The sequence below is a fragment of the Actinomadura miaoliensis genome (assembly GCF_039536785.1).
GTDB classification, from domain to species: domain Bacteria; phylum Actinomycetota; class Actinomycetes; order Streptosporangiales; family Streptosporangiaceae; genus Spirillospora; species Spirillospora miaoliensis.
Window position 1 is genome coordinate 78,558 of the sequence record NZ_BAAAZG010000059.1, and the last position, 22,454, is coordinate 101,011.

Below are 22,454 nucleotides of genomic sequence, written 5' to 3' on the forward strand. Positions count from 1 at the left end.
AATGCATGGCCATGAGGGCTGTAGTCCAGAGGGTGAGCCGCGCCTCCGTGACCGTCGACGACCGCGTGGTGGGCGCGATCGACGGGCCGGGACTGCTGGTGCTGGTCGGGGTGACCCATGACGACACGCCGGAGCAGGCCCGCAAGCTGGCCGCCAAGCTGTGGGGGCTGCGCATCCTGCCCGACGAGAAGTCCTGCTCGGATCTGGGCGCCCCGCTGCTGGTGATCAGCCAGTTCACGCTGTACGGGGACGCGCGCAAGGGGCGGCGTCCCACCTGGATCGCGGCCGCCCCCGGCCCGGTCGCCGAGCCGCTGGTGGACGCGGTCGTGACCGAGCTGCGGGCGCTCGGCGCCAAGGTCGAGACGGGCGTGTTCGGCGCCGACATGAAGGTGGCCCTGGTCAACGACGGCCCGGTCACCCTGATCGTCGAGACCTGACCCGTCCCGGGCCCCGGATCGCCGGACTCGGGGCTGTGGTCTGGGGGCTGCGGTCTCGGGGCTCACAGGTCGAAGCCGTAGACCACCCCGGCGATCGTGACGAGGGTGCCCAGGGCGGCCAGCAGGATGAGGGTGCGGTCGGCCTGGGCGAGCCGGCCGCGCACCACCGGCGAGACGATCAGCGTGCCGGTCTCCCGGTTGGGGTCGGCCTTGGGCGGACGGCGCAGGGGGTTGCGCAGGCCCACCAGGCGCCACAGCGCGTCCGTCTTGACCTGCTGGTGGCCGGACGAGCAGGCGAACAGGCGGCCGCGCGCGGGCTCACGGCAGGAGTAGCCCTGACGCGTCGCGACCCGGCAGATCGTGGGGACGAGCACCAGCTCGTACAGGCACCACAGCAGCAGGGCCAGCAGCGCCAGCCGCCAGGACCGCCACCACCCCGCGGCCACCAGGAGGACGGCGAACGCGCCCCACCAGACCAGGGCCGACTCGCGGCGCCGACGGCGGCGCCGTCCGGTCGCGCTCTTGCGGACGAGCGGCGGCTCCTGGTTCCCCTGGTGCGCGACCATCGGCCGGGACCCACCCCCTGACGGTTTCCGTCTACGACAGACGAGTCTGCCCGGATGGTAGGAACTTTACGCCCGATGCGCGGCTTGTCGGCGGAAATTTATCTTGGCGTTCGCGCCGGTCTCCGGCGACACGACGACCTCCTGGGCGGCGGCCACGCCTCCGGCCAGCAGCTCGGCGTCCACCGGTACGTTCCGCTTGACCAGCGCCAGCGCGATCGGCCCCAGCTCGTGGTGCCGCGCCGCCGAGCCCACGAACCCCACCGTCCGGCCGCCCGGGATCTCCACCGGGTCGCCGTGGGCGGGCAGCCGGTCGACGCTGCCGTCCAGGTGCAGGAAGACGAGGCGGCGCGGCGGGCGCCCCAGGTTGTGGACGCGGGCCACGGTCTCCTGGCCCCGGTAGCAGCCCTTGTTGAGGTGGACGGCGACCTCGATCCAGCCCATCTCGTGCGGGATGGAGCGGTGGTCGGTGTCCAGGCCCATGCGCGGGCGGTGCGCGGCGATCCGCAGCGCCTCGTACGCCCAGACGCCGGCGGGCCGCGCGGCCTCGGGCAGCTTCGCCAGCTCCTCCCGCTCGATGATCTGCGCGGTGCCGACCACGTCGGGCAGGGCCAGGGTTCCCGGTTCGGGGTCGCGCCCGGTGGTCACCACCGCGTAGGCGTCGCTGACGTCGGCGACCTCGACGCGCAGCATGAACCGCATCCTGTCGAGGAACTCCACCAGCGGGCCGGCCGTGCCCGGCTCGACGTGCATCCAGACCGCCTCGCCGTCGTCCACCAGATGCATGTGGTGCTCGACGTGTCCCTGCGGGCTCAGCAGCAGCGCCTCGGTCGGCTCGTGGGGCTTGAGGTCCTGTAGGTGCTGGCTGGTCAGGCTGTGCAGCCAGCTCAGCCGGTCGGGTCCGGAGACGCGCACGACCCCGCGGTTGCTCCGGTCGACGAACGCTTCGCCCGCCTCCAGCGCGCGTTGCTCCTGCGTGGGCTCACCGTAGTGGGCGGCGATCTCCTGGTCGGGCGCGTCCGCGGCGACGGCCCCCGGCAGCTTCAACAGCGGGCTCTCCATGCGTCCCAGACTATTTCCCGCCACCGGCGCTCATGAGCCCCCGCCCGAGGCCGGATGTGCGCTGGCGACGGATGTCCGCCGGGCGCGCTAGCCGCGGCAGGAGCCGCAGCGGCCGTAGACGGTGAGGTGGTGGACGTCGGTCTCGAAGCCGAACTGCTTCTCCAGGAGTTCCGCCAGCCCGGCCGCGGCCTCGGGGGCGACGTCGTTGACGGTGCCGCAGTCCCGGCAGACCAGGTGGATGTGCTCGGCCTCGGCCGCCAGGTGGTAGTTGGGCGGGCCGTGCCCCAGGTGGGCGTGCTTGACCAGCCCGAGCTCCTCCAGCAGTTCGAGCGTCCGGTACACGGTGGAGATGTTGACGCCGCGGGCGGTGCGCTGTACCTCGGCGCAGATCTCCTCCGGGGTCCCGTGCTCCAGGTTCGTCACCGCCTCGAGCACCAGCTGGCGCTGGGGAGTGACCCGGTAGCCCTTCGCCCGAAGCTCCTCCTGCCACGTGTCCGCCATGTGCAGATTCTATGTTGTGCCGGATCTCACCGTGCGGGTCTCAGCCCCGGTGCAGCGCGGCCTTCCGGGCGAGCCCGCGGGGCCTCCTGCGGGTCCGGGGGCGCCGGGCGCATCCGTCCACCGGAAAAATGTCTTGCCCCTCGCGTCGGCCTCGCATAACCTGCGTCTCACGCAGGAAAGGAGGTGGTCCTAGGCATGAGTGACTGTAGGACTTGCGAGGTGGCTGTCCACTAGGTCGCCGTCACGCCTTGGCACTACCGATTCCGCGGACGAGCTAGCCGTCCAGGGAGAGGCAGTCCGGTCGCGGCGTCGACCGGTGAATACCAGGCAGGCACCGGGCCCCCGGACCGATGGGTAGTCCTCCCATCACCCGCACCGCGCGGAAGGTCCGGGGGTCTTTTCATGCGCTCGGCGCTTCCCGCGCGCCCGGTTCCGTCAGTCGATCTTCTTGAGCTGGGCGGACAGGTGGGCCTGCAGGGGCTGCCCCATGGCCGCCATCTCGTACACCCAGCCGAGGTCGCGCTTGCCGTCCTTCTCCGGCATCAGCCCGTACAGCCGCCGTCCGGCGGTGACCTCCTTGGCGGAACTGGTCCGCGCCACGACGTCGGTCTGCAGCTCCACCCGGTGGAAGGCCACGTTTCCGACGTAGATCTCGACGATGCCGGTGGGGTGGGCCAGGGTCACCTCGACCTGGTTGCCGGGCTGCGGCCGCCAGTACCCGGTCTCGGTGCCCAGCGGCCGGCCGAGGGAGCCGTCCTCCTCGATCAGCCAGGTGCGGCTGGAGTAGATCAGAAACGGCTTCCCGTTGTGGGTGAACGAGATCTCCTGCCCGAAGTTGAACGCGTCGATCGTGGGATAGTCGCCGACTCCGGCGCCCTCCCACGTGCCCAGCAGGAACTCCAGCGGCTTGAGGTCGGGGTGCAGCTCAGGCTCCATGACCACCGAGCGTAGCGGCGCGCCGGAGGGCACGGGACATCGCCGGCCGCCGAGATCGCCGCCCCTCCGGCCGCGGGACGCCGCCGACGTCAGCGCAGCCGCGACAGCCGCACCACCATCAGCACCGCCGCCACCGCCACCAGACCGAGCACCACGACCAGGATCACCGCGTTCACCATGCCGCCCACGGCAGGCACCCTACGCCGTGGCGGTGCCCGCCCGCGTCCCGACGCGCGTCCCGGGCCGGGGCTAGGCTGCGAGCATGGCGAGATCTCTTGTGATCAAGGCCACGGCGGGCGCCGACGCGCCCGAACGCTGCAACCAGGCGTTCAACGTCGCGGCGGCCGCGGTGGTCAGCGGCGTGCCGGTGTCGCTGTGGCTGACCGGCGAGTCCTCCTGGTTCGCGCTGCCCGGCCGCGCCAAGGAGTTCTCCCTGCCGCACGCGACGCCGCTGGAGGACCTGCTGGACGCGGTGCTGGCGGGCGGCCGGGTGACGTTGTGCACGCAGTGCGCGGCGCGCCGCGACATCGGTCCCGACGACGTGCTCCCCGGCGTGCGCATCGCGGGCGCCCCCACGTTCGTGGAGGAGATCACCACGGACGGCGTGCAGGCGCTCGTCTACTGACCGCCGGGCACCGGCCGCCGCGGGCGGCCAGGGGGCGGCTCGGCGGGCGGCTCGGTGGGCGGCTCGCTGGGCGAAGCGCGCCGGAATACTCCACCGCACAGCGGTGACAATCGCGGGCGACCCCTCGCTGCGAAGGAGCGTCCGGCGTGATCGAGATTCCGCTGTGGGCCTGGGGCGCGACGATCGCGCTGATCATCGGGCTGTTCGTGTTCGACCTCCTGGTGGCGGTGCGCCGGCCGCACGCCGTGGGCCTGGGCGAGGCGACGTTCTGGTCGGTGTTCTACATCGCGGCGGCCGTGACGTTCGGGCTGGTGCTGTGGTGGACGGCCGGGTCGGCGGCGGGCACCGAGTACTTCGCCGGATGGGTGGTGGAGAAGAGCCTGTCGGTCGACAACCTGTTCGTCTTCGTCATCATCCTGGCGCGGTTCCAGGTGCCGCCGGAGTACCAGCAGAAGGTGCTGCTGTTCGGCATCGCGGCGGCGCTGGCGATGCGGGCGGTGTTCATCGCGGCGGGCGCGGCGGCGATCCACCTGTTCTCGTTCACGTTCGTGCTGTTCGGGCTGGCGCTGCTGTGGACGGCCGCGCAACTGGTCCGGCACCGGAACGAGGAGCCGGACGTGCGCGACAACTGGCTGGTGCGGCGCAGCCGTTCGATCATGCCGGTGAGCGACGACTTCCACGGCGGGCGGATGCTGGCCCGCGAGGACGGGCGGCGCGTGGTGACGCCGCTGCTGCTGGTGTTCGTCGCGATCGGCAGCACCGACCTGCTGTTCGCCCTGGACTCCATCCCGGCGGTGTTCGGGGTGACCGGCGAGCCGTTCATCGTCTTCGCGGCCAACGCGTTCGCCCTGCTCGGGCTGCGGGCGCTGTTCTTCCTGGTGGAAGGGCTGCTGGAACGGCTGGTGTACCTGTCGGTCGGGCTGTCGGTGATCCTGGCGTTCATCGGCGTCAAGCTGATCCTGCTGTTCGTGCACGAGGACGTCAGCGAGAGCGTGCCGGAGATCCCCACGCCGCTGTCGCTGGCGGTCATCCTGGGCGTCCTGGCGGTCACGGCGGTGGCGAGCCTGCTGCGGGTCCGCGCGCACCCGCAGGAGCGCGCCCGCGCCGGAACGCTGCGCACGCGCCGCCGCGAGCCGGAACGGGACGAGGAGCCCGCCGCCTCGTCCCGCTAGCCGGCCCGTCCCGCCGGCCCTCGTGTGGCGGAGAACGCCGCGACGCGATGTCGAATCCGGGTCGTCCGCTCCGATCCTCGTTGTGAGAGCCGCTTCGCGGAGCTTCCCGACACGCGCCGGGAGAACTGGTCACGGGACGGTCCGCGGTGCAGGCTGTCCGCGCCGGCCACAGGTCCGCGCCGAGGTCGTGAGTCGTGACGTCGTCGAGCACACGAGGAGCCCGCATGAAGTACCTGCTGCTGATCTACAGCAACCCCGAGAACTGGGAGCACCCGCTGTACCTGCGCGATCCCCGGTTCCTGGCACTGCCGGAGGAGGAGCGCGAGGAGCTGACCCGGCAGGCCGACCGCCTGTGGGAGGAGATCATCGAGTCCGGTGAGCTGGTCTCCGGCACGGCGCTGGCCGACCCGGTGAACACGCGGACCGTGCGGGCGCGCGACGGCGTCCCGGTCGCCACGGACGGCCCGTACATCGAGGCCAAGGAGCAGCTCGCCGGCTACTTCGTGATCGACTGCGAGACCCCGGAGCGGGCCGCGGAGATCGCGGCCCGGTTTCCGGACGCCCGGCTCGCCGCCGTGGAGATCCGCCCGATCATGGACTTCTCCGGCCAGGAGATGTGACCCCCGGCCGGGCCGGTCAGGACGACAGGACGGCGTTGAGGCGTTCCTCGCGCAGGCGGGCGGCCCAGGAGTCGTCGATGGGCGGCAGGTCCTGGCCGATGGCCCAGCGCAGCAGCAGGTCGGCGAGGCCGGGGTTGCGGACCAGCGCCGGGCCGTGCATGTAGGTGCCGATGATGCGCCCGGCGTAGGCGCCCTCGTGGCCGTCGCCGTTGCCGATGCCGTGCACGACGCGCGCCAGCGGCCGGGCGTTCGGGCCCAGCCGGGTGACGCCCTGGTGGTTCTCGAACCCGGTGATGCGCGGCACGTTCAGCTCGGGCGCGACGTCGCCGACGATCTCGCCGACGGCGCGCTGCTCGCCGCGTCCGCTGCTGATGTCGAGCAGGCCGAGGCCCGGGACGGGCTGGCCCTCCTCGCCGCCGAACTGGGTGCCGAGCAGCTGGTAGCCGGCGCAGACGGCGAACACGACGGCGCCGCGCTCGGCCGCGCGGTACAGGCCGCCGTCGTTGCGCAGCCGCTGGGCGGCCAGGATCTGCGGCCGGTCCTCACCGCCGCCGAGCAGGTAGATGTGGCCGTCGACGGGCACCGGCTCGTCCGAGCGCACGTGCACGGTCTCGTAGGGGATGCCGCGCAGCGCCGAGCGGCGCTCCAGGACGATGGTGTTGCCCTGGTCGCCGTAGGTGCTCAGCAGGTCGGGATAGATCCAGACGATCTTCAGGCGGTCAGACGACACGGCCGTACCTCGCTCGGATGTTCTGGAAGGCGGTGTAGTTGGCGATCACGTCCAGGTGCCCGGGCGGCACCGCCATGACCGCCTGCTCGATGTCGTCCACGACGGTGAACGACACGTCGGCGGCCTCCAGGCGGACGGCCAGGTCGATGCGGCGCTCGCCGGTCACCCACACGGGGCGGCCGCGCAGGATGCGGTAGTCGACGTCCCACAGCCAGGAGGTGTCGCGGCCGTCCGGCCCCTGCGCGTTGATCGACAGCGCGACCGGGCCGGGCGCGGGCTGCAGCACGTCGAACGCCTCCAGCCAGCCCGCCGGGTTCTTCGACAGCAGCAGGCGGATCTGACGGCCCTGGTGCTCGACCGTGGTGTAGCGGCCGGCGACCGACCTGACCTGCGCCAGCAGCGGCAGCGCCTGCTCGGGCTGGACGCCGAACTGGGCGACGACGGCCAGCGCGACCGCGGCGTTGGACCGGTTGGCGCGGCCGGGCAGCGACAGCCCCGCCAGCGAGAAGGCGCGGCCGTCGGGGGCGGTCACCACGTCGCCCTGCAGGGTCCAGTCGGGACGCGGGCGGGCGAAGGCGCACTGGCGGCAGCGCCAGTCGTGCTCCTCGCGGTCCAGCGGCCCGCCGCACTCGGGGCAGCACCAGGAGTCCTCGCGCCAGTGCTGACCGGCGGCCACCCACGTGACGCTCTTGGCGGTGGCCGCGCCCCAGGTCACCAGGGGGTCGTCGCAGTTGGCGACGACGTGGCTCTGCGGCGAGGCCTCCAGGGCCTTACGCCACTTGCCCGCCAGCAGCCAGATCTCGGCGGCACGGTCCATCTGGTCGCGGCTGAGGTTCATCAGCGCGACGACGTTGGCGCCGGTCTCGCCGAGCACCATCGGCACGTACTTCTCGTCGCACTCCAGCACGCCGTAGCGCGCGCCCGGGGCGGAGGCCAGCGCGGACACGTGCCCGGTCGGCATGTTGGCGCCGAAGGCGTTGGTGGCGACCTCCCCCAGCGGGGTCATCGCCGAGGTGATCAGCCGGGTCGTCGTGGTCTTGCCGTTGGTGGCGCTGACGAGGACGAGCTTGCGGTCCCGGGCGAGCCTGGTGAGCAGCTCGGGGTCGAGGGCCAGCCCGACCCGTCCCCCGATCACCGATCCGTCACCCCGGCCCGCCAGCCGGGACATCCTCGCGGCCGTACGACCGAGCGCGACGGCCAGCTGCGAACGCAGCGGTAGATCGCTCATGGGCTCCGTCTTCTCTGATTGTGCATCCGGGCGCCTGGAAACCGCTCCGAGCCTAGCCGCCCCGGCGGGTGTCCCGTCGCCCGACCGGACGATCAAGGTGGGCGCGTCACCGCGGCGGCCCGGCCGGGCCGGAGCCCGGATTGCGACGAGCGTCACACGGAATCGGGTAAACCAGGCTTACTCATCTTGACTCCCATCGACATGTCGTGGTTCGGTGCGAGCCCCGGCGGCGGCGCGGCGATGCCGGCCGTACTTGCCATCCAGGCGCCGGAGAGCGCCCTCACCTAGTACTTTGTCCGGGGCCCTGCTGTTTCGCGGGGGAAAGCGGCGACAAGGCGAGGTCTGAGCCATGCAGTGTCCGACGTGCGGTACGAACACGCCCGGCACGCCGGGCACGTGTCCGAACTGCCACACGCCGTTGGGCGGCCCGGCGAACGGGCCGCTGGGCGCTCCGGTGGCCGCCGAGCCCGCCGCGGCCGGCGAGACGGTCGTGATACCGGCGCCGCCCGCCCCACCGGCCTCCCCGGCGCCGTCCGCGCCCGCCGCCGTGGACCCGGAGACGACGTCGGCGTGGGCGTTCGACGCCGCCGACGTGGCGGACGTCGCGGAGGCGCCGAAGACGCCCGCCGGGGGCGCGCCGACCGTCATCGTGCCCGCCGTCGCCCCCGCCGACGCGGCCACTCCCTCGAACGGCTTCGTCCCGCCCGCCGCGCCCGCGCCCGCTGCTGCCGAGCCCGCTCCTCCTGAGCCCGCCGCTTCCGCGCCCATGCCCTCCGCGCCCGACGCTCCGGCCGCGCCCCCTTCTCCGCCCGCGTGGACGAACGAGGCCGCCGGTGCGCAGGGCCCGGCGGAACCGCACGATCCGACGGCCCCCGAGTCGATCATCCCGGAGTCGTGGTTCGCCCAGCCCAAGCGTCCGGAGGAGCGTCCGGACGAACAGGGGCAGGCCGCCCAGACGTGGTCGGCGCAGCAGCCGCCCCCGGCCTGGGGCATGGACGCCCCGCCTCCGGCCGACACCGCGCCGCCCACGGCCGAGCCTCCCGGGCAGACCACCGTCCTGGACGCCGGCGCCCCGCAGCCGCCCATGCCGCACGCGGCCATGCCCCCCGCGTCCCCCGCGCCGCCGATGCAGCAGCCCGCGCCGCCCACCCTCATGGACCAGGGCATGTACGTGAACCAGCCGGCGGCGCCCCACCCGGGCGCCGCGCCGGGCAACGGCCCGTACTACGGCGCGCCCTACCACAACCCGGCCGACGGGCACTTCTCCCACCCCATCCAGGGGGCCGACACCGCTCCCCCGGGGTTTCCGCCCTACCCGGCGGATCCGCACGCCAAGGCCAAGAAGGGGGTGAGCAAGCCGCTGCTCATCACCGTCTCCGGGCTCGTCGTCGCGGCGCTGGTGTCGGTGGGTCTGGTCGTGTTCGCCAAGGACGACACCAAGTCGCAGCAGCCCGTGGCCAACTCCGCGTCGCCGTCCCCCACCAAGACGACGGTGGCGCAGCGGCAGACGAAGCTTCCGGCCACGATGCAGGACCAGGCCAAGGAAGTGAACGCCATCCTGGTCGCCAGCCGCGACACCCGCAACGAACTCAAGCGCGCGGTCGGCGCCGCCCGCTCCTGCAAGACCCTGCCCGCCGCCATGGCCGGTTTCCAGAACGTCAAGACCCGGCGGGAGAACCAGTTGCGCCGCACGCAGGCCCTGCAGCTCGACAAGGTGCCGAACGGTGAACGTCTGCGCGCCACCATGCGGCAGGCGTTCCAGGCGTCGCTGCAGGCCGACCAGGCGCTCATCGCGTGGGGGCAGCGCGCGGGCCGCAACTGCCGGGGCAAGCCCCGTCCCGACGTGGGCCGCGCGTCGGGACGCGTGCCCGCCGAGCGCAAGGCGATCATCGCCAAGCGCAGGCTCGTCGCGATCTGGAACCCGATCGCGAAGAAGGCCGGTCTGCCGCACCGGATCGCAGCCAATCTGTGACCGGCTGATCGCGGGATGAATTGCGGCCCATCCGGCGGTGCCGCACTATGTTGGGACGGGTCTTCCATCACGGCAAGGGACTGCGATGCGCTGTCCGGCATGCGGTAGCGACACCACGCCTGCGTTGCCACGTTGCACACGCTGCGACGCTCCGCTCGGCGGGGACGAACCGACCCTGGTCGGGGACGACCTGCGGCCGCCGAACGACGATTCGGGCACCACGCGCGTCTTCGGCGACGACTCCGCCACCGTCCCCGATCCGCACGCACGGGACCCGTACGCGCCGAACCCGTACCAGCCGGGTCCGCCGCCGTCCGTCCCCCCGCAGGACCCCCCGCCGTGGATGACGCCGCCCTCGTCCCCGGGGGAGACGGCGACCGCGTTGTCGCCGGAGCCGTGGGACGAGCCGCAGGTGTGGCAGCCGCCCCCGCCCCGCAGGCGCCGCCGCCGTGCGCTGCCGTACGTGCTGTTCCTCGCGGGCTGGGTGGTGCTGGTCGCGGTGGCGGTCGCCATCGTCCTGTGGCCGCGCGGCGACGGCGGAGGCTCCGCCGCCCCCTCGGCGAGCACGGTCGCGAGCCCGCAGGGGAACGAGTCGGCCGCGGAGGACCCCACGCCCGAGGAGTCGCCGCCGGGTGACGGCGACGCCGCCCGGGAGGCAACCGAGGTGGACGGGCTGCTGTCGGAGATGGCGAGCACCCGCTCCGAGCTCGGCGGCGTCGTCACCGGCGGATGCCAGCCGTCGGCCCTGGAACGCATCCGCCGGCAGCGGCAGGAGCAGCTCGGCAGGGCCCGCGCGCTCGACGTCGACGACCTCGACCAGGGCGCCGAGATGAAGGACGCGCTCGTCCGGGCCCTGCAGGCGTCGGTGGAGTCCAACCAGCGCTACCTGGACGCGGCGCCCGGCTGCCCGTCCGACAGCGAGGTCGCCGACGTCAACGTGCGGGCCAGCGAGGCCAAGGCCGAGTTCATGCGCTACTGGCGGCCGATCGCCGAGCGGCAGGGCCTGTCCCCGCGCTCGGCCGACACCATCTGACCCGCGCCGCGCGTTCGGTCAGGCGTCCGGGCCCGGCGCGTCCTCCTCGAAGCTGTCGACGAACCGCTCCGGCCAGGTCAGCACCGACTCCAGCCACGCGGTGACGCGCATGGTGTCGGCGATCTGGTCGAGCTGCTCGTCCTCGGGCACGCCGATCGTGACCACGGCCAGGTCGCGGCCGAACGCGGCGTGGTCGTCCTCGCCGCCCAGCGCGGTGAGCGCGACGGGACGGTTGCGTTCCAGCTCCATCGACAGCGGGTGGCGGCGCAGCGCCCGCAGCCGGTGGCCGAGCTTGGGCTCGGGCGGCTGCTTCAACCCGGGAAGCTGGTAGTCCAGCGGCGGGGCGGGCGCGTGCTTGTCGGGGGTGCCGGAGCCGTAGGGGAACAGCTTGTCCATCTCGTGCAGCCACCGCACCTGGGGAATCACCCACGCCGGCCCCGGCGCCGTACCGGCGAGTTCGTGCGCGCCGTCCAGGAGGCGCTGCGCGACCTCCGCGGCCTTGGCGGTCAGCTCGGCGGGCGGGTAGACGGTGCGCAGCGCCCAGGCGCGGCGCGTCACCGCGCGTTCCAGGACGGTCGCCAGCGCGCACTCGCGCAGTCGCGGGGCCAGCCGCGACCAGGCGCGGCCCAGGTCCGGCGGGACGGCGGGCAGCGGCCGGTTGACCACGTGCGCGAGCACCAGCACGTCCGCCCACAGCCGCAGCCACGCCCAGTCGGGGCCGGCGGCCAGCAGGTCGGCCTCGCGCAGCTCGATCAGCGTGCAGGCGCGGCCCAGCCGGCACTCGCAGCCGCAGGCGGCCGAGCGGCGCCCGTCGATCGGGGGCGGCGGACCGGGCAGCACCTCCTCGCGTCCCTCGCCCAGCGGCACCCGCACCCGCAGCGGCCGGTCCATGCCGTCGGCGAACACCGCCGCCACGCCGGGCCGCAGCGACACCACCTCGCGGGACTGGTCGTCGTCCAGGTTCATCGCCGCGCCAACCTGGTGCCGGTCGTCGAACGCCGGAAGCCGGTGCACGACCTTCAGCGCGGTGTTCTTGATGACGTCCGGCACCAGCTTGGTGGGGATCTGCTCGGCGACGATGATGCCCTCGCCGTACGCGCGGATCTCCGCCAGCATCCCGGCGAACAGCTCCACGGCGTGCGAGCTGGTGCGTTCGGGGCCGCGGTTGCGCAGCAGCCGGTGCGCCTCCTCGATCACGATGACGTGCCGCAGCCCCGGCGCGGTGCCGCCCGCGCGGGCCCGCATCCGCAGGTGCTCGACGATGCGGATGATGAGCGTGCCCATGAGGAACGCCTTGTCCTCGTCGTTGGCGACGTCCTCGATGGCCAGCACGATGTTCTCGCGCAGCATGCCGCCGACGTCGGCGGGATGCCCGCCCTCGAAGAACCGTCCGGCCGACCCGATGCGCAGGCTGCGCAGCCGCACGTCCACGAACCCCTGGACGTCGGCCATCAGCTCCCGCCCGTACCCGACCTCGCCGATGACCTGCAGCGCGGCGTTCTGCAGCTGTTCGAGCGTGGGGACGGCGGGTTCGATGAGCGAGCCGGGCACGCCGCCGCCGGTCACCACGTCCCAGCCGTTGGCCTCGTACACCCGCTGCAGCGCCTGCGCCATGATCTGCGGGAACGGCTCCTCGGCGTCGAAGGCGGCCTGGAACAGCGCGCGCACCATGTCGATGTGGGCCTGCACCGGGTAGCCGGGCTCGGGCGCCAGCGGGTTGACCGACAGCGGCACCGCCCCCGGGTCGGACGGGTTCACCACCGTGACGCCGCCGCCGAGGTCGTGGATGCGTCCCGCCATGGCCGCGTACTCGGACTTGGCCGGTTCGATCGCCAGCCACGGGATGCCCGCGCGGGTGAGCTGCTCCAGCAGGTGCCGGACGGTCTGCGACTTGCCCGCCCCGGTCGCGCCGGTGACGAACACGTGCCGGTTGATCGTCGACCGGGGCACGGTGAACCGGCCGACCTGGCGGTCCTGCCCGTCCAGGATCGCGCCGAGCTCGATGCGCGGCTCGTGGGCTGCGGTGGACGACGGTTCGTCGGTCTCGGAGGTGACGTCGAAGTAGCCCGCGTCCAGCACCCGCAGGCCGGGCACCTCGCGGCGCGGCAGCCCGGCGAGCGCGGCCAGCGCCCCGGCCGTGGCGACGAACGGGAACCGCTGCTCGCCGTCCACGCCCCCGGCGTCGGCCCGGCGGGCCTGCCCCCGGTACGCGGCGGCCTCCGCGCGGTAGCGCGCCGGCTCGGCGCCCCGGTAGCTCTCGGCGGCCCGGTACGCCTCCGCGCCCCGGTACGGGTCGACGTCCAGCATCTCGCTGAACGAGCCGCTGACCTGCCCGGACCGCAGCCGGTACGGGTGGTGCCCGAGCTCCATCGACCCGACGAGCACGGGCGCGATCTGGCCCAGCTCCGCCGGGTTGGCGGCGCCCGCCAGCACCCGCACCCGCCACAGCCCGGCCTCGCGGAACGCGTCCAGCTCGGCCAGCCGCTGGTCGGCGCGGGCGACGGCGAGCCGGGCCTGCTCGTCCTCGCCGCGCCGCAGCATGCGCAGCTCGTGGTGCAGCTCGCGCATCTCGGCGTCGACCTGCCGTTCGTCGCACGGGTCGGCGACCACGAACCAGCCGAACGGCCGTTCCATGAGGGTGACCAGCGTCGACTCGAACAGCCCGAAGCCCTCGTCGGGACGCGCCACCTGCGGGGCCAGGCGCCCGGGGCAGCGGGTCCACGTCATCCGCTCGGCCTGGCGCAGCCACGCGTCCCCGATCGCCACGCCCCGCGCGCCGCTGGGGAACAGCAGCCCGCGCGTCTCGCCGTCCCGCGCGGGCGGCCCGCCGACCGGCCCGGCGTTGGTGATCAGCTCCAGGGGCGCGCCGCCGCCGGGCGACAGCCATCCCACCACGAACGGCCGCCGGCCCCGCGCCGCCGACATCGCGGCGGGCAGCACGCTGACGAAGTCCCATTCGGCGGAGGCGGTGCGCCGCGGCGCCGGAATCGCCTGGATCCGGTACCACGGCCCCGCGAGTACGGACCTGCCCTGCGAGAGTTCGGCACCTGAGGACTGCGCATCCGGGGCTGACGTCACCCCAGCATCCTTACCGGCCCCCGGCCGCTCGCGCCAGCGCTCCTAGCGTCCCGCCGAAGGGTCGGCGGCGTGCCTCCCGCTGGACCGCAGCGACGGAACGATCCGCGTCCCCCTCCGGGCGCCGCCATGCCTGCCGCGCCTCGCCGCCCCGTCCGCGTCACCGTTCCCGTCGCCACTCGCTTCGCCATCCCTGGCGCCGCTCGCGTCACCATTCGTGGCGCCGCCCCTGGCGCCGTCCCTGGCGCCGCTCGTGTCGCCGTCCCGGGCGCCCGTCGCGTCGCGGTTCGTGGTGCGGTTCGTGTCGTCCTCGCCGGGCGTCGCGTCCTGAGGGCTCACGTGCGGCGCCGCATGCGGCGGCGCGGACGACGCGCGCGGGGGCGGCGGGCCGTGCGAGCCGTTGGACGTCTCGGAGGTGTGCGCGCCGGACGCGTCGTCCGGCGGCGGGGCGTCGCCGCTGTCGCGTTCCAGCTCGGCCTGGCCGCCGAGCTTCTCCTGCTCGCGCAGATACTCCTCGAACTGCATCGAGTGCGTGGTCGGCAGCGTGATGATGCCGGGGTTGGCGTCGACCAGCAGGATGCGGCGGCCGCTGCCGCCCGCGTGGGTGAAGACCATCGCGGTGGGCGGGAGCTCCTGCAGCTGGTGCGGCTCGATGAGCAGCTCGCGGAAGCGCTGCTTGCCCGCGCCGCCGGCGCCGATGGTGCGGCCCCAGGTGGTGGCCGAGCCGATGACCTGGGCGAGCGCCGCGTCGTCGGCGGCCGGGGCGGGCAGCGGCGACCACACCGGGTCGGTCAGCTCGTCGCCGCGGACGCGGGCGTAGGCGACCGTGCTGGCGTAGCCCTCCCCGGCGACGTCGTCCGACAGCGTCTCGCCCGCCGAGTCGGTGATCTCGGCGACGAGCAGCCGCTGCCCCGCGCCGATGTGGTCGGCGGCGACGCGGGCGTCCTCGGGGTTGCCCACCCGCATGAACCCGACGGCGGCGTGCCCGCGGCGGCCGAGCCGCTCGCGCACGTGCGGCGGGATCGACCGGTACATCAGCACCAGCCCGGTGCCGGTGGCCTCGCAGGCGTCGACCAGCCGGTCGAGCACGTCGCCGCGCAGCTTCTCCGCCCCGCACAGGAACAGGGTGTGGTCCCAGCGCCCGCCGGGCGGCGACTGCCGGATGCGGTGGGTGAGCGCGGTGGTGACGTACGTCCCGAGGATCCGGTTGGTGAGCACCCCGGCGCGGCGGTCCATGGACAGCACGTGCAGGCGCGACGGCGGCAGCCGCACCGGCTCGGTGGCCAGCTTCTCCAGCTTGCGCAGCTGCGCCTCCAGCGCCCAGGCGCGGCGCACCACGATCCGGTCGGTGGCGTCCCGGCCGAACATCGTGGCGATGCGTTCCAGCTGGTCGTCGGTGAGCAGGCCGCGGCGCAGGTCGTCGCGCGGGTCGCCGACCTGGGCCAGCACCCGCAGCGCGGCGGTGATCTGCGGGATGGTGGGCTCGGCGGCGCCGCCCCTCGGGTCGACGGGCCGCAGCACCTCGATGATGCGCTCCAGGATGGAGTTGTCGAACGACAGGTCGCGGGTGCTGCCGTGCTCGTCTCCGGCGCCGACCACCAGCGACAGCACGTCGGCGAGCGCCTCGGGGCCGAGACCCCGGGTGGCGTCGAGCCGGGGCAGGTCGGCGGGCAGCACCCACACCAGCGGGTCGTCGCCGCGGTCGGCGGCCAACCGCAGCAGGTCGTGGGCGACCGCGCCCTCCGACAGGTCGATGACGGTGACGCGCGCGCCGACCGCCAGCCGGGACGCGCCTATCGTGGTGACGGTTGCCGACCAGCCCGCCAGCGTGCCGCCGACGACGTCGACGCGGTCGACGCCGGGCGGGACGGCCACCGGGTACCACTCGCGCTGGCTGTCGTAGGCGTGCCGCCGCCGCTCCCAGTCGCGGTACGCGGCGTCGTGCGCCCGGGCCGCGGCCTCCTCGCGGCGGCGGCGTTCGGCGCGCAGTCGTTCGAGCCGGTCGTGTTCGGCGGCCAGGCGGGCCCGGATGACCCGCTCCTCCCGCCACAGCGCGGACCCGGTGATGCCGAGGATGATCGCGCAGGCCAGCAGCGCCACACCGGCGAACGCCCAGGGCAGCACCCCGGCCAGCCCGCAGCCGACGAACAGCGCGACGCCGACCCCGGTGCCGCCCGCGGCCATGCGCAGCGGGCGCCCGGCCATGTGCTCGACGCGCCGCGGCGCCGGAACGGCGGGCGGCGGCTCGGGCCGCGCGGGCTCGGGCGGGGCCGGCGGCGGCCCCGGGTCCGGGTGGACCTGCGCGTAGCGCCAGCCGACGTAGACGCGGTCGGCCTGGATCAGCCGCGTCATCGCGGACCCGCGGGCGCTGTCGGTCACGTCGTGAGACCCCTGGGAGTTGCGGGATGCCTGGGGGCATGGCGTCCTCTTCCGCCCAGATTAAAGACGTTCGCCGGGTCCCGCGCCACGTTCCCCCGAACAGCGCCTGGAGAACGATATTTCACGTCGAATTCGGTCAGCAGGTTCACCTGCGGTAAACATCGGACACCCGGACGGCGCGCCGGTGGCCGGATCCGGCCACCGGAACATCGTCATTCGCCCCACGCGGGCTCAGCCGAGCCGGTACAAGGTGCCGCCGGACCCGCCCCCGGACGGACCGCCGTACGCCGAGCCGTCCACCACGGTTCCGTTCCGCTTCACCCAGTCCGTGACGACCGAGGATGCGGCACCCGGCCGCGCGGCCACCATCGCGCCCGCAGGTGCAGCGGCCGTCGTTCCGGCGATGGTCGACGGGCGCCGCGTACCAGCTACGGTTTGCGGGCGATTCCGCCGTACATGAGGCGCTGGCCGACCGACAGTTCGTCCTCGGGCGGCACGGGGCCCTCCGGACGCCACAGCGGGAGCGGCACCACGCCGGGCTCCAGCAGTTCGTGGCCGTCGAAGTACGCGGTGATCTCCTCGGGGGTGCGGAACCGGCCGGTGCCCAGCAGCGCGAGGTACTGCTTCTCCGCGTCGCGCGCGGCCTGGCTGGAGGCGCAGAAGTGGGTGACGAACAGGTAGCTGCCGGACGGCACCGCGTCCATGTACGTCTCGACGATTCGCTGCGGGTCCTCGTCGTCGTGCAGGTGGTGCAGGATGCCCACCAGCATGATCGCCGTCGGCCGGGTGAAGTCGATGAGCCGGGTGACCTCCGGGTCGCCCATCACGGCGGCGGGGTCGCGCAGGTCGGCGGTGACGACGGTGGTGCGGTCGTTCTCGGCCAGCAGCGCCCGGCCGTGCGCCAGGACGATGGGGTCGTTGTCGACGTACACGACGTTGGCGTCGGCGGCCACGCGCTGGGCGACCTGGTGGGTGTTCTCCACGGTGGGCAGGCCGGAGCCCAGGTCGAGGAACTGCCGGATGCCCTGCTCGGCCAGGAACCGCACGCCGCGTCCGAGAATTTCCCGGTTGTACCGTGCGACGTCGTAGATCTCCGGAACGACCTTGGTGATCTCGCCGACGAACGCCCGGTCGGCCTCGAAGTTGTCCTTGCCGTTGAGGACGACGTCGTACGCCCGCGCGATGCTCGGCTTGCTGATGTCGATGCCCCTGGAGGCCCAGTCCTCCGCCTGTTCGGACACGTCCGCCATCGCGTCGCCCTTTCTCCCGCGTACACCCTCCACCGATTTTTGATCTTAAGTGCCGACACGACCGAACGTCCTTCGATTCTTCTTTTCTCTCGGCCGCGGCATGACAATCCGCTCGGATCAGGACGCGGTCGCGGAGCCGCGGCCCGACGACCAGGCGCCCCAGGAACGGACGCTCCACGCGGTCTCGGCGGTGACCTCGGAGCGGCGCAGCACGAGCACCCTCCCGCGCTCGTGCACGACGGCTCCGACCACCGGATCGCCGGTGCCGTCACGGTCGGCATCGTCCCGCAGGCGCCGCATGTCGACTTCTGACAGGCCGCTCACGCCGGTGAACGTGCGCGCGATCCGCGTTCCACCCCTCGCGAGCACGGATGATTGCCCGTCTACCTGCGAAAACACCGTGCAGCCGAGATGACCGTTCCCCGGCGCGTGAACTGCGGGAGATCGGGGCGTTGCCTCGTGTGCAACGATCTCCGTCGCGCCGATGGACACGCACCGAAAGCTGTGTGATCGGAGTTGTTCACCCGGTTTTTGGCAATTTGTGTGCCTTGTGAGGTTTGCTTACCGCCGTCAAGATCAAGGGCGGGAGGCAAGATGACTTCGCAAGTCGGTTCGGTGCCACGGCGCCGATTCCTCGGCCTGGGCGGTGCCGGCGCCGCGGCCGTCGTCCTCGGCACGGGTGTGCTCGGCGGGGAGAGCGCGAACGCGTTCACGCTCAGGAAGGACAACCCGTTCACGCTCGGGGTGGCGTCGGGCGACCCGTCGTCGGACGGCTTCGTGCTGTGGACGAGGCTGGCGCCGGAGCCGTTCGCGGCCGACGGCAAGGGCGGCATGCCCGACAGGAGCGTGCGGGTCGAGTACGAGGTGGCCCGGGACGAGCGCTTCCGGCAGGTCGTGCGACGCGGCGCCGCGGTGGCCACGCCGGAACTGGGGCACTCGGTGCACCCCGAGATCCACGGCCTCGCCCCCGACCGGGAGTACTTCTACCGGTTCCGCGCGGGCGGTGAGATCTCCCCGGTCGGCCGGACCAGGACGTTCCCCGTGGCCGCGGCCAACCCGCGTGAACTCGACTTCGCGTTCGCCTCCTGCCAGGCCTGGCAGGACGGCTACTACACCGCGTACGACCACATGGCTGCCGAGGACCTCGACCTGGTCGTGCACCTGGGCGACTACATCTACGAGTACGAGATCAAGAACAACAACAAGCGGGGCGTGACGGTGCCGGAGCAGTTCGGCACCGAGACGTTCGACCTGGCCCGCTACCGGCTGCAGTACTCCCTCTACAAGGCCGAGGCGCCGCTGCAGAAGGCGCACGCCCGCTTCCCGTTCATCCACACCCTGGACGACCACGAGGTCGTCAACGACTGGGCCAAGGACACGGTCCTCATGGGCCGCAACCCCAACCCCGACCCGGCCGCGTTCGCCCGGCGCAAGGCGGCGGCGTTCCAGGCCTTCTACGAGAACCTGCCGCTGCGGCGGGCCCAGCTGCCCTCCGGCCCGCACATCCGCGTGCACCGCAGGCTGGCCTACGGACGGCTCGCCGACATCACGATGATCGACACGCGCGGCTCCCGCGACATCCAGGCGTGCTCGTACGGCAACGGCACCGGCCGGACCAAGGCGTGCCAGGAGCGCTTCGACACCGACCGCACCATCCTCGGCGCCGACCAGAAGCGATGGCTGCTGGACGGCCTCAGCTCCTCCCGCGCCCGCTGGCAGATCCTGGGCAACCAGGTGCCGATGCTGGAGACCGACTGGGACCCGGGCACCGGCAAGGACGTGTGGGTCGACCCGTGGGACGGCTACGTGGCCGACCGCAACGAGATCCTGGCGGCCGTCCAGGAGCGGGACGTCCGCAACCTGGTCGTCATCACCGGCGACCGCCACCAGAACTACGCCGCCGACCTCAAGCGCGACTTCGACGACCCCGACTCGCCCACGGTGGCCAGCGAGTTCGTCGGCACCTCGATCACCAGCGGCGGCGACGGCGCCGACGTCGACGCGCTCGGCCAGACCTTCCTGGCGGCCAACCCGCACATGAAGTTCTACAACGCCCAGCGCGGCTATGTCCGGGTCAACGTCAACCGCGAGCGCTGGCTCGGCGAGTTCCGCGTCCTCCCGTACGTCACCCGGCCGAACGCCCCGATCTCGACCCGCGCCGCGTTCGTCGTCGAAGACCGCAGGCCCGGCGTGCAGTCCGCCTGACCCGCTCCCCCCGCGAGCCCTCGATCCCGGACGGATCGGGGGCTCGTCACGTACCGGAACGTCCGGGCGGGCGGATGCCCGGCGCCCCGTATCGCGGCTAGGACGCGGGCGTCGCGGTGTCGGCGTCGGCGGCGGCGGCCCGCTTCCGCGTGACGTGGACGCGGGCCACGGCGGTCATGATGGCGGCGATGGGGAGCCAGACGGCCGCCGTCAGCCAGAAGTTCTCTTCTCTGCTGCCGGCGGTCAGGAGCGGGGTGAAGAGCCCGCCGAAGAACAGGCCGAAGGACAGGCCCAGGGTGGCGACCATGCCCGGCGTCGGGTCGGAGGCGCGGCGAGCCAGCCGCCACAGGCACGCGGCCGCCATGAGAAGGCCGCTGGGAACGGTGATCAGCGCGAGGATGAGGAACCGTGCGCGGAGGTCGGCCGGGGCCTCGTGCGTCCGCTGGGACTCGCCGTCGGCCGCGATCTCGGTCAGCCGGCCGCGCCAGATGGTGCCGGTGACCCGGTCGCCCTCGTCGAGGCTGTCCACGATGGGGACCCGGGACGAGTAGTACGTCTCCCACCTGGCGCCGTCCGCGTCGGTCAGCACCACACGGTCCGACTCGCCCCTCTTGTTGGTCAGGCGGACGCCGGACACGGTGAACTCCTTCGTCCAGCGGCATTCGGCGGGCCCGGACGGGGCGGCCGGGCAGCGCTGCGCCGCCTCGTAGGCGCGCAGGTCGCGGACGCCGTCCGGCGCCTGGGTCACGGCGAAGAAGATGCCGAGGGTCGCCAGGCCGACGCCGACCAGCAGGGTGACGACGGTCCCGATGACGCTGCGCAGGATCCCGGCGATGGAGAGGTTGGCCACGTCCGCATTGTCCCATTCAGTGGATCTTGCAGGCGACCCGTTAACAGCGTCCGACCAGCCGCGCCGCCCTTCGGTACGGCGATCCCGGTGGCGCCCGCGCGCACCGCGTCACCGACCGCGGCGCCCCGGCCGGCCGTCCGTCTCCTACCAGCGCGGGAGCCGAACGCCTCGCACGGGGGAGCCGGGCCGCCCGCTCCGGAAAGCAGGATCGGGGACGTCGGGTCACCGAGGACCCGGCGCCCTGACCGGACGAGGAGCCCCACATGCCCAGCGCGAAGATCAAGGCCGTCACTCTCACGGTGGCGGCGGCCGCCGCCGTCACCGCGTGCGCGACCTCCGCGTCCGCCGCGCAACCGCGGGCCGCCGCCAAGCCGAAGACGGCGAGCGTCACGGGCGCGGGCTCGTTCCGCCTCACCTACTCGCCCGACGCCGACGTCCGCAGCTTCGCCATCGACGCGCACGCCGTCCCCTACTCCCGGCCGATGCCGGAGATCGGCGCCCCCGGCGGACTGCCCACGGACGCCCGCGGCACGGTGAGGATCTCTCACTACGTGGCCGCCCAGCGGACGACTCTCCGGGCCGAGGCGGAGGTGGACTGCCTGGCGACCAGCCCGGGCAACGCCACCCTGACGGCGAAGGTCGTCCGCGCCGACGACCCCCTGGCCGACTGGGTCGGACGACGCCTCGGCTTCAGCGTCAACGACCGCGGCCACGACTGGGTGGGCCTCTCTTGGGCCGTCGGCAACGTCACCCAGAACGAGCACGGCGCGTGGGAGGAGTCGCCGGTCGGCACCTGCATGGCCCCCGCGGCCTTCGCCCCCGTCACCCAGGGGAACTTCACCGTCCGCCACGTCGACCTGCCCCCAGCGCCACAGGGGTGAAGGGAATCGGGGCGGTCCGTCCGAACTCCGCGCACGGACTCGTCGCGATCTTGACTCTCCCACAATGGGAGCGTCCATGCTTGTGGGCGTGACCGAGGGACTTCTGCCGATAGGGCGGTTCGCCCGGCTGTGCCGGCTCAGCGTCAAGCAGCTCCGGCATTACGACGACATGGGCCTGCTGGCGCCGGCCCATGTCGATCCGGACACCGGGTACCGCTACTACCGGCCCGAGCAGGCCCGTGACGCGCTCGTCATCGGCCTGCTGCGCTCCCTCGACGTGCCGCTTCCGGCGATCGGGCAGGTGCTGGCGGGGACGACCGACGTGCTGGGCGACGTCCGCGACCGGATGGAGGCCGACCTGGCGCGGCGCCGCCGCAACCTCGCCGCGCTCGAACGCATCCTCGCCGCGGGCCTGCCCCTGCCGGAGGTGCGGCTCGCGCGCGAACCGGCCCGGCGGGTGGCGCTCGTCCGCGACGTCGCCTCGGAGGAACGGATCGGAGAGGTCACGTCGGCGTGCGTGGCCCGGCTGATCGGTGCGGTGCTCGGCGGGAACGCGGCGCCGCACACTCGCCCGCCGGGCCACGGCGCCGACGACGACCCTTCGGCCCCGGACGGCGGACCGCTCGGAACACTGATCGGCCTGTTCCCTCTCGACCTCGCTCCGGAGATCGCCATTTCCGTCGCGGTGGAGACGTCCGTGGCCGTCCCCGGTACGGTTCCGGACGTCCTGCCCGGCGGGTTGTTCGCGGCGGCGACCCACGTCGGGCCGTACGAGCAGATAGGGCTCACCGCGTACGCGCTGCTGGCCTGGGTCGGCGACCACGGGCACCTGCCCGCCGGGCCGCTCCGGGAGGTCTACGTCTCCGACCCCGCACGCACGCCGCCGGACCAGCTCCGGACCCGCCTGATGATCCGACTGGACGACGCGGAATGAA

20 protein-coding genes are annotated in these 22,454 nt (G+C 73.3%); 9 read left to right on the top strand and 11 right to left on the bottom strand.

Going from position 1 to position 22,454, the window contains the following annotated elements:
- Positions 1-11: 11 nt before the first annotated feature.
- Positions 12-437 (top strand): D-aminoacyl-tRNA deacylase, encoded by a 426-nt coding sequence (dtd, locus tag ABD811_RS37065; RefSeq protein WP_344957147.1) that lies wholly within the window; start codon positions 12-14, stop codon positions 435-437.
- A 62-nt stretch (positions 438-499) separates the two neighbouring features.
- Here dtd and ABD811_RS37070 read toward each other — a convergent pair whose 3' ends face one another.
- The 4 genes from ABD811_RS37070 to ABD811_RS37085 form a co-directional block, all read right to left on the bottom strand.
- Complete coding sequence (locus ABD811_RS37070) at positions 500-1,003, bottom strand: hypothetical protein (protein ID WP_344957149.1); 504 nt, start codon at positions 1,001-1,003, stop codon at positions 500-502.
- Between the two features lie 66 nt (positions 1,004-1,069).
- Entirely contained in the window at positions 1,070-2,062 is a 993-nt protein-coding gene (gene ygfZ / locus ABD811_RS37075) for a CAF17-like 4Fe-4S cluster assembly/insertion protein YgfZ (protein ID WP_344957151.1), read from the bottom strand.
- An 87-nt stretch (positions 2,063-2,149) separates the two neighbouring features.
- On the bottom strand, positions 2,150-2,563 hold the full coding sequence (locus ABD811_RS37080) for a Fur family transcriptional regulator (protein ID WP_344957153.1): 414 nt from the start codon (positions 2,561-2,563) through the stop codon (positions 2,150-2,152).
- Between the two features lie 435 nt (positions 2,564-2,998).
- Positions 2,999-3,499 (bottom strand): heme-binding beta-barrel domain-containing protein, encoded by a 501-nt coding sequence (locus ABD811_RS37085; RefSeq protein ID WP_344957155.1) that lies wholly within the window; start codon positions 3,497-3,499, stop codon positions 2,999-3,001.
- Positions 3,500-3,761: 262 nt separating this feature from the next.
- On the opposite strand from ABD811_RS37085, the gene ABD811_RS37090 reads away from it, so the two are divergent.
- The 3 genes from ABD811_RS37090 (at position 3,762) to ABD811_RS37100 (ending at position 5,916) form a co-directional block, all read left to right on the top strand.
- Complete coding sequence (locus ABD811_RS37090) at positions 3,762-4,124, top strand: DsrE family protein (protein ID WP_344957157.1); 363 nt, start codon at positions 3,762-3,764, stop codon at positions 4,122-4,124.
- A 146-nt stretch (positions 4,125-4,270) separates the two neighbouring features.
- Positions 4,271-5,296, top strand: a complete 1,026-nt coding sequence (locus tag ABD811_RS37095; RefSeq protein WP_344957159.1) for a TerC family protein — start codon at positions 4,271-4,273, stop codon at positions 5,294-5,296.
- Between the two features lie 224 nt (positions 5,297-5,520).
- Positions 5,521-5,916 carry a YciI family protein gene (locus ABD811_RS37100; protein ID WP_344957161.1) on the top strand — a complete coding sequence of 132 codons (396 nt, stop codon included), beginning with the start codon at positions 5,521-5,523 and terminating at the stop codon, positions 5,914-5,916.
- A gap of 16 nt (positions 5,917-5,932) precedes the next feature.
- On the opposite strand, the gene ABD811_RS37105 is transcribed toward ABD811_RS37100, so the two are convergent.
- Positions 5,933-6,646, bottom strand: coding sequence for a type 1 glutamine amidotransferase (locus ABD811_RS37105; RefSeq protein ID WP_344957163.1), 714 nt, complete (start codon positions 6,644-6,646; stop codon positions 5,933-5,935).
- Entirely contained in the window at positions 6,636-7,874 is a 1,239-nt protein-coding gene (locus ABD811_RS37110; RefSeq protein ID WP_344957165.1) for a MurT ligase domain-containing protein, read from the bottom strand. Before ABD811_RS37110 ends, ABD811_RS37105 begins: the two co-directional genes overlap by 11 nt.
- Before the next feature lie 349 nt (positions 7,875-8,223).
- Here ABD811_RS37110 and ABD811_RS37115 point away from each other — a divergent pair, with 349 nt between their 5' ends.
- Positions 8,224-9,846, top strand: a complete 1,623-nt coding sequence (locus tag ABD811_RS37115; RefSeq protein WP_344957166.1) for a flagellar basal body-associated FliL family protein — start codon at positions 8,224-8,226, stop codon at positions 9,844-9,846.
- 124 nt (positions 9,847-9,970) lie between these two features.
- On the top strand, positions 9,971-10,879 hold the full coding sequence (locus ABD811_RS37120; RefSeq protein WP_344957168.1) for a hypothetical protein: 909 nt from the start codon (positions 9,971-9,973) through the stop codon (positions 10,877-10,879).
- 18 nt (positions 10,880-10,897) lie between these two features.
- Here the strand turns inward: ABD811_RS37120 and ABD811_RS37125 are convergent, their stop codons facing one another.
- From ABD811_RS37125 to ABD811_RS37140, 4 genes are all read right to left on the bottom strand, one after another.
- Complete coding sequence (locus ABD811_RS37125; RefSeq protein ID WP_344957169.1) at positions 10,898-13,957, bottom strand: helicase HerA-like domain-containing protein; 3,060 nt, start codon at positions 13,955-13,957, stop codon at positions 10,898-10,900.
- 42 nt (positions 13,958-13,999) lie between these two features.
- Complete coding sequence (locus tag ABD811_RS37130) at positions 14,000-16,333, bottom strand: hypothetical protein (protein ID WP_344957170.1); 2,334 nt, start codon at positions 16,331-16,333, stop codon at positions 14,000-14,002.
- Positions 16,334-16,761: 428 nt separating this feature from the next.
- Entirely contained in the window at positions 16,762-17,583 is an 822-nt protein-coding gene (locus tag ABD811_RS37135; RefSeq protein WP_344957172.1) for an SAM-dependent methyltransferase, read from the bottom strand.
- A 117-nt stretch (positions 17,584-17,700) separates the two neighbouring features.
- Positions 17,701-17,907: a hypothetical protein gene (locus ABD811_RS37140; protein ID WP_344957173.1), complete on the bottom strand. Its 207-nt coding sequence runs from the start codon at positions 17,905-17,907 to the stop codon at positions 17,701-17,703.
- 270 nt (positions 17,908-18,177) lie between these two features.
- Here ABD811_RS37140 and ABD811_RS37145 point away from each other — a divergent pair, with 270 nt between their 5' ends.
- Positions 18,178-19,788 (top strand): alkaline phosphatase D family protein, encoded by a 1,611-nt coding sequence (locus ABD811_RS37145; RefSeq protein ID WP_344957175.1) that lies wholly within the window; start codon positions 18,178-18,180, stop codon positions 19,786-19,788.
- Between the two features lie 97 nt (positions 19,789-19,885).
- Here the strand turns inward: ABD811_RS37145 and ABD811_RS37150 are convergent, their stop codons facing one another.
- A complete protein-coding gene (locus tag ABD811_RS37150) occupies positions 19,886-20,638 on the bottom strand; it encodes a hypothetical protein (RefSeq protein ID WP_344957176.1) in 753 nt (250 codons plus the stop codon).
- Positions 20,639-20,901: 263 nt separating this feature from the next.
- Between ABD811_RS37150 and ABD811_RS37155 the strand changes: the two genes are divergently transcribed.
- Both ABD811_RS37155 and ABD811_RS37160 read left to right on the top strand, forming a co-directional pair.
- Positions 20,902-21,519, top strand: a complete 618-nt coding sequence (locus ABD811_RS37155) for a hypothetical protein (RefSeq protein WP_344957178.1) — start codon at positions 20,902-20,904, stop codon at positions 21,517-21,519.
- A gap of 88 nt (positions 21,520-21,607) precedes the next feature.
- On the top strand, positions 21,608-22,453 hold the full coding sequence (locus tag ABD811_RS37160; RefSeq protein ID WP_344957180.1) for a MerR family transcriptional regulator: 846 nt from the start codon (positions 21,608-21,610) through the stop codon (positions 22,451-22,453).
- Position 22,454 lies beyond the last annotated feature (1 nt).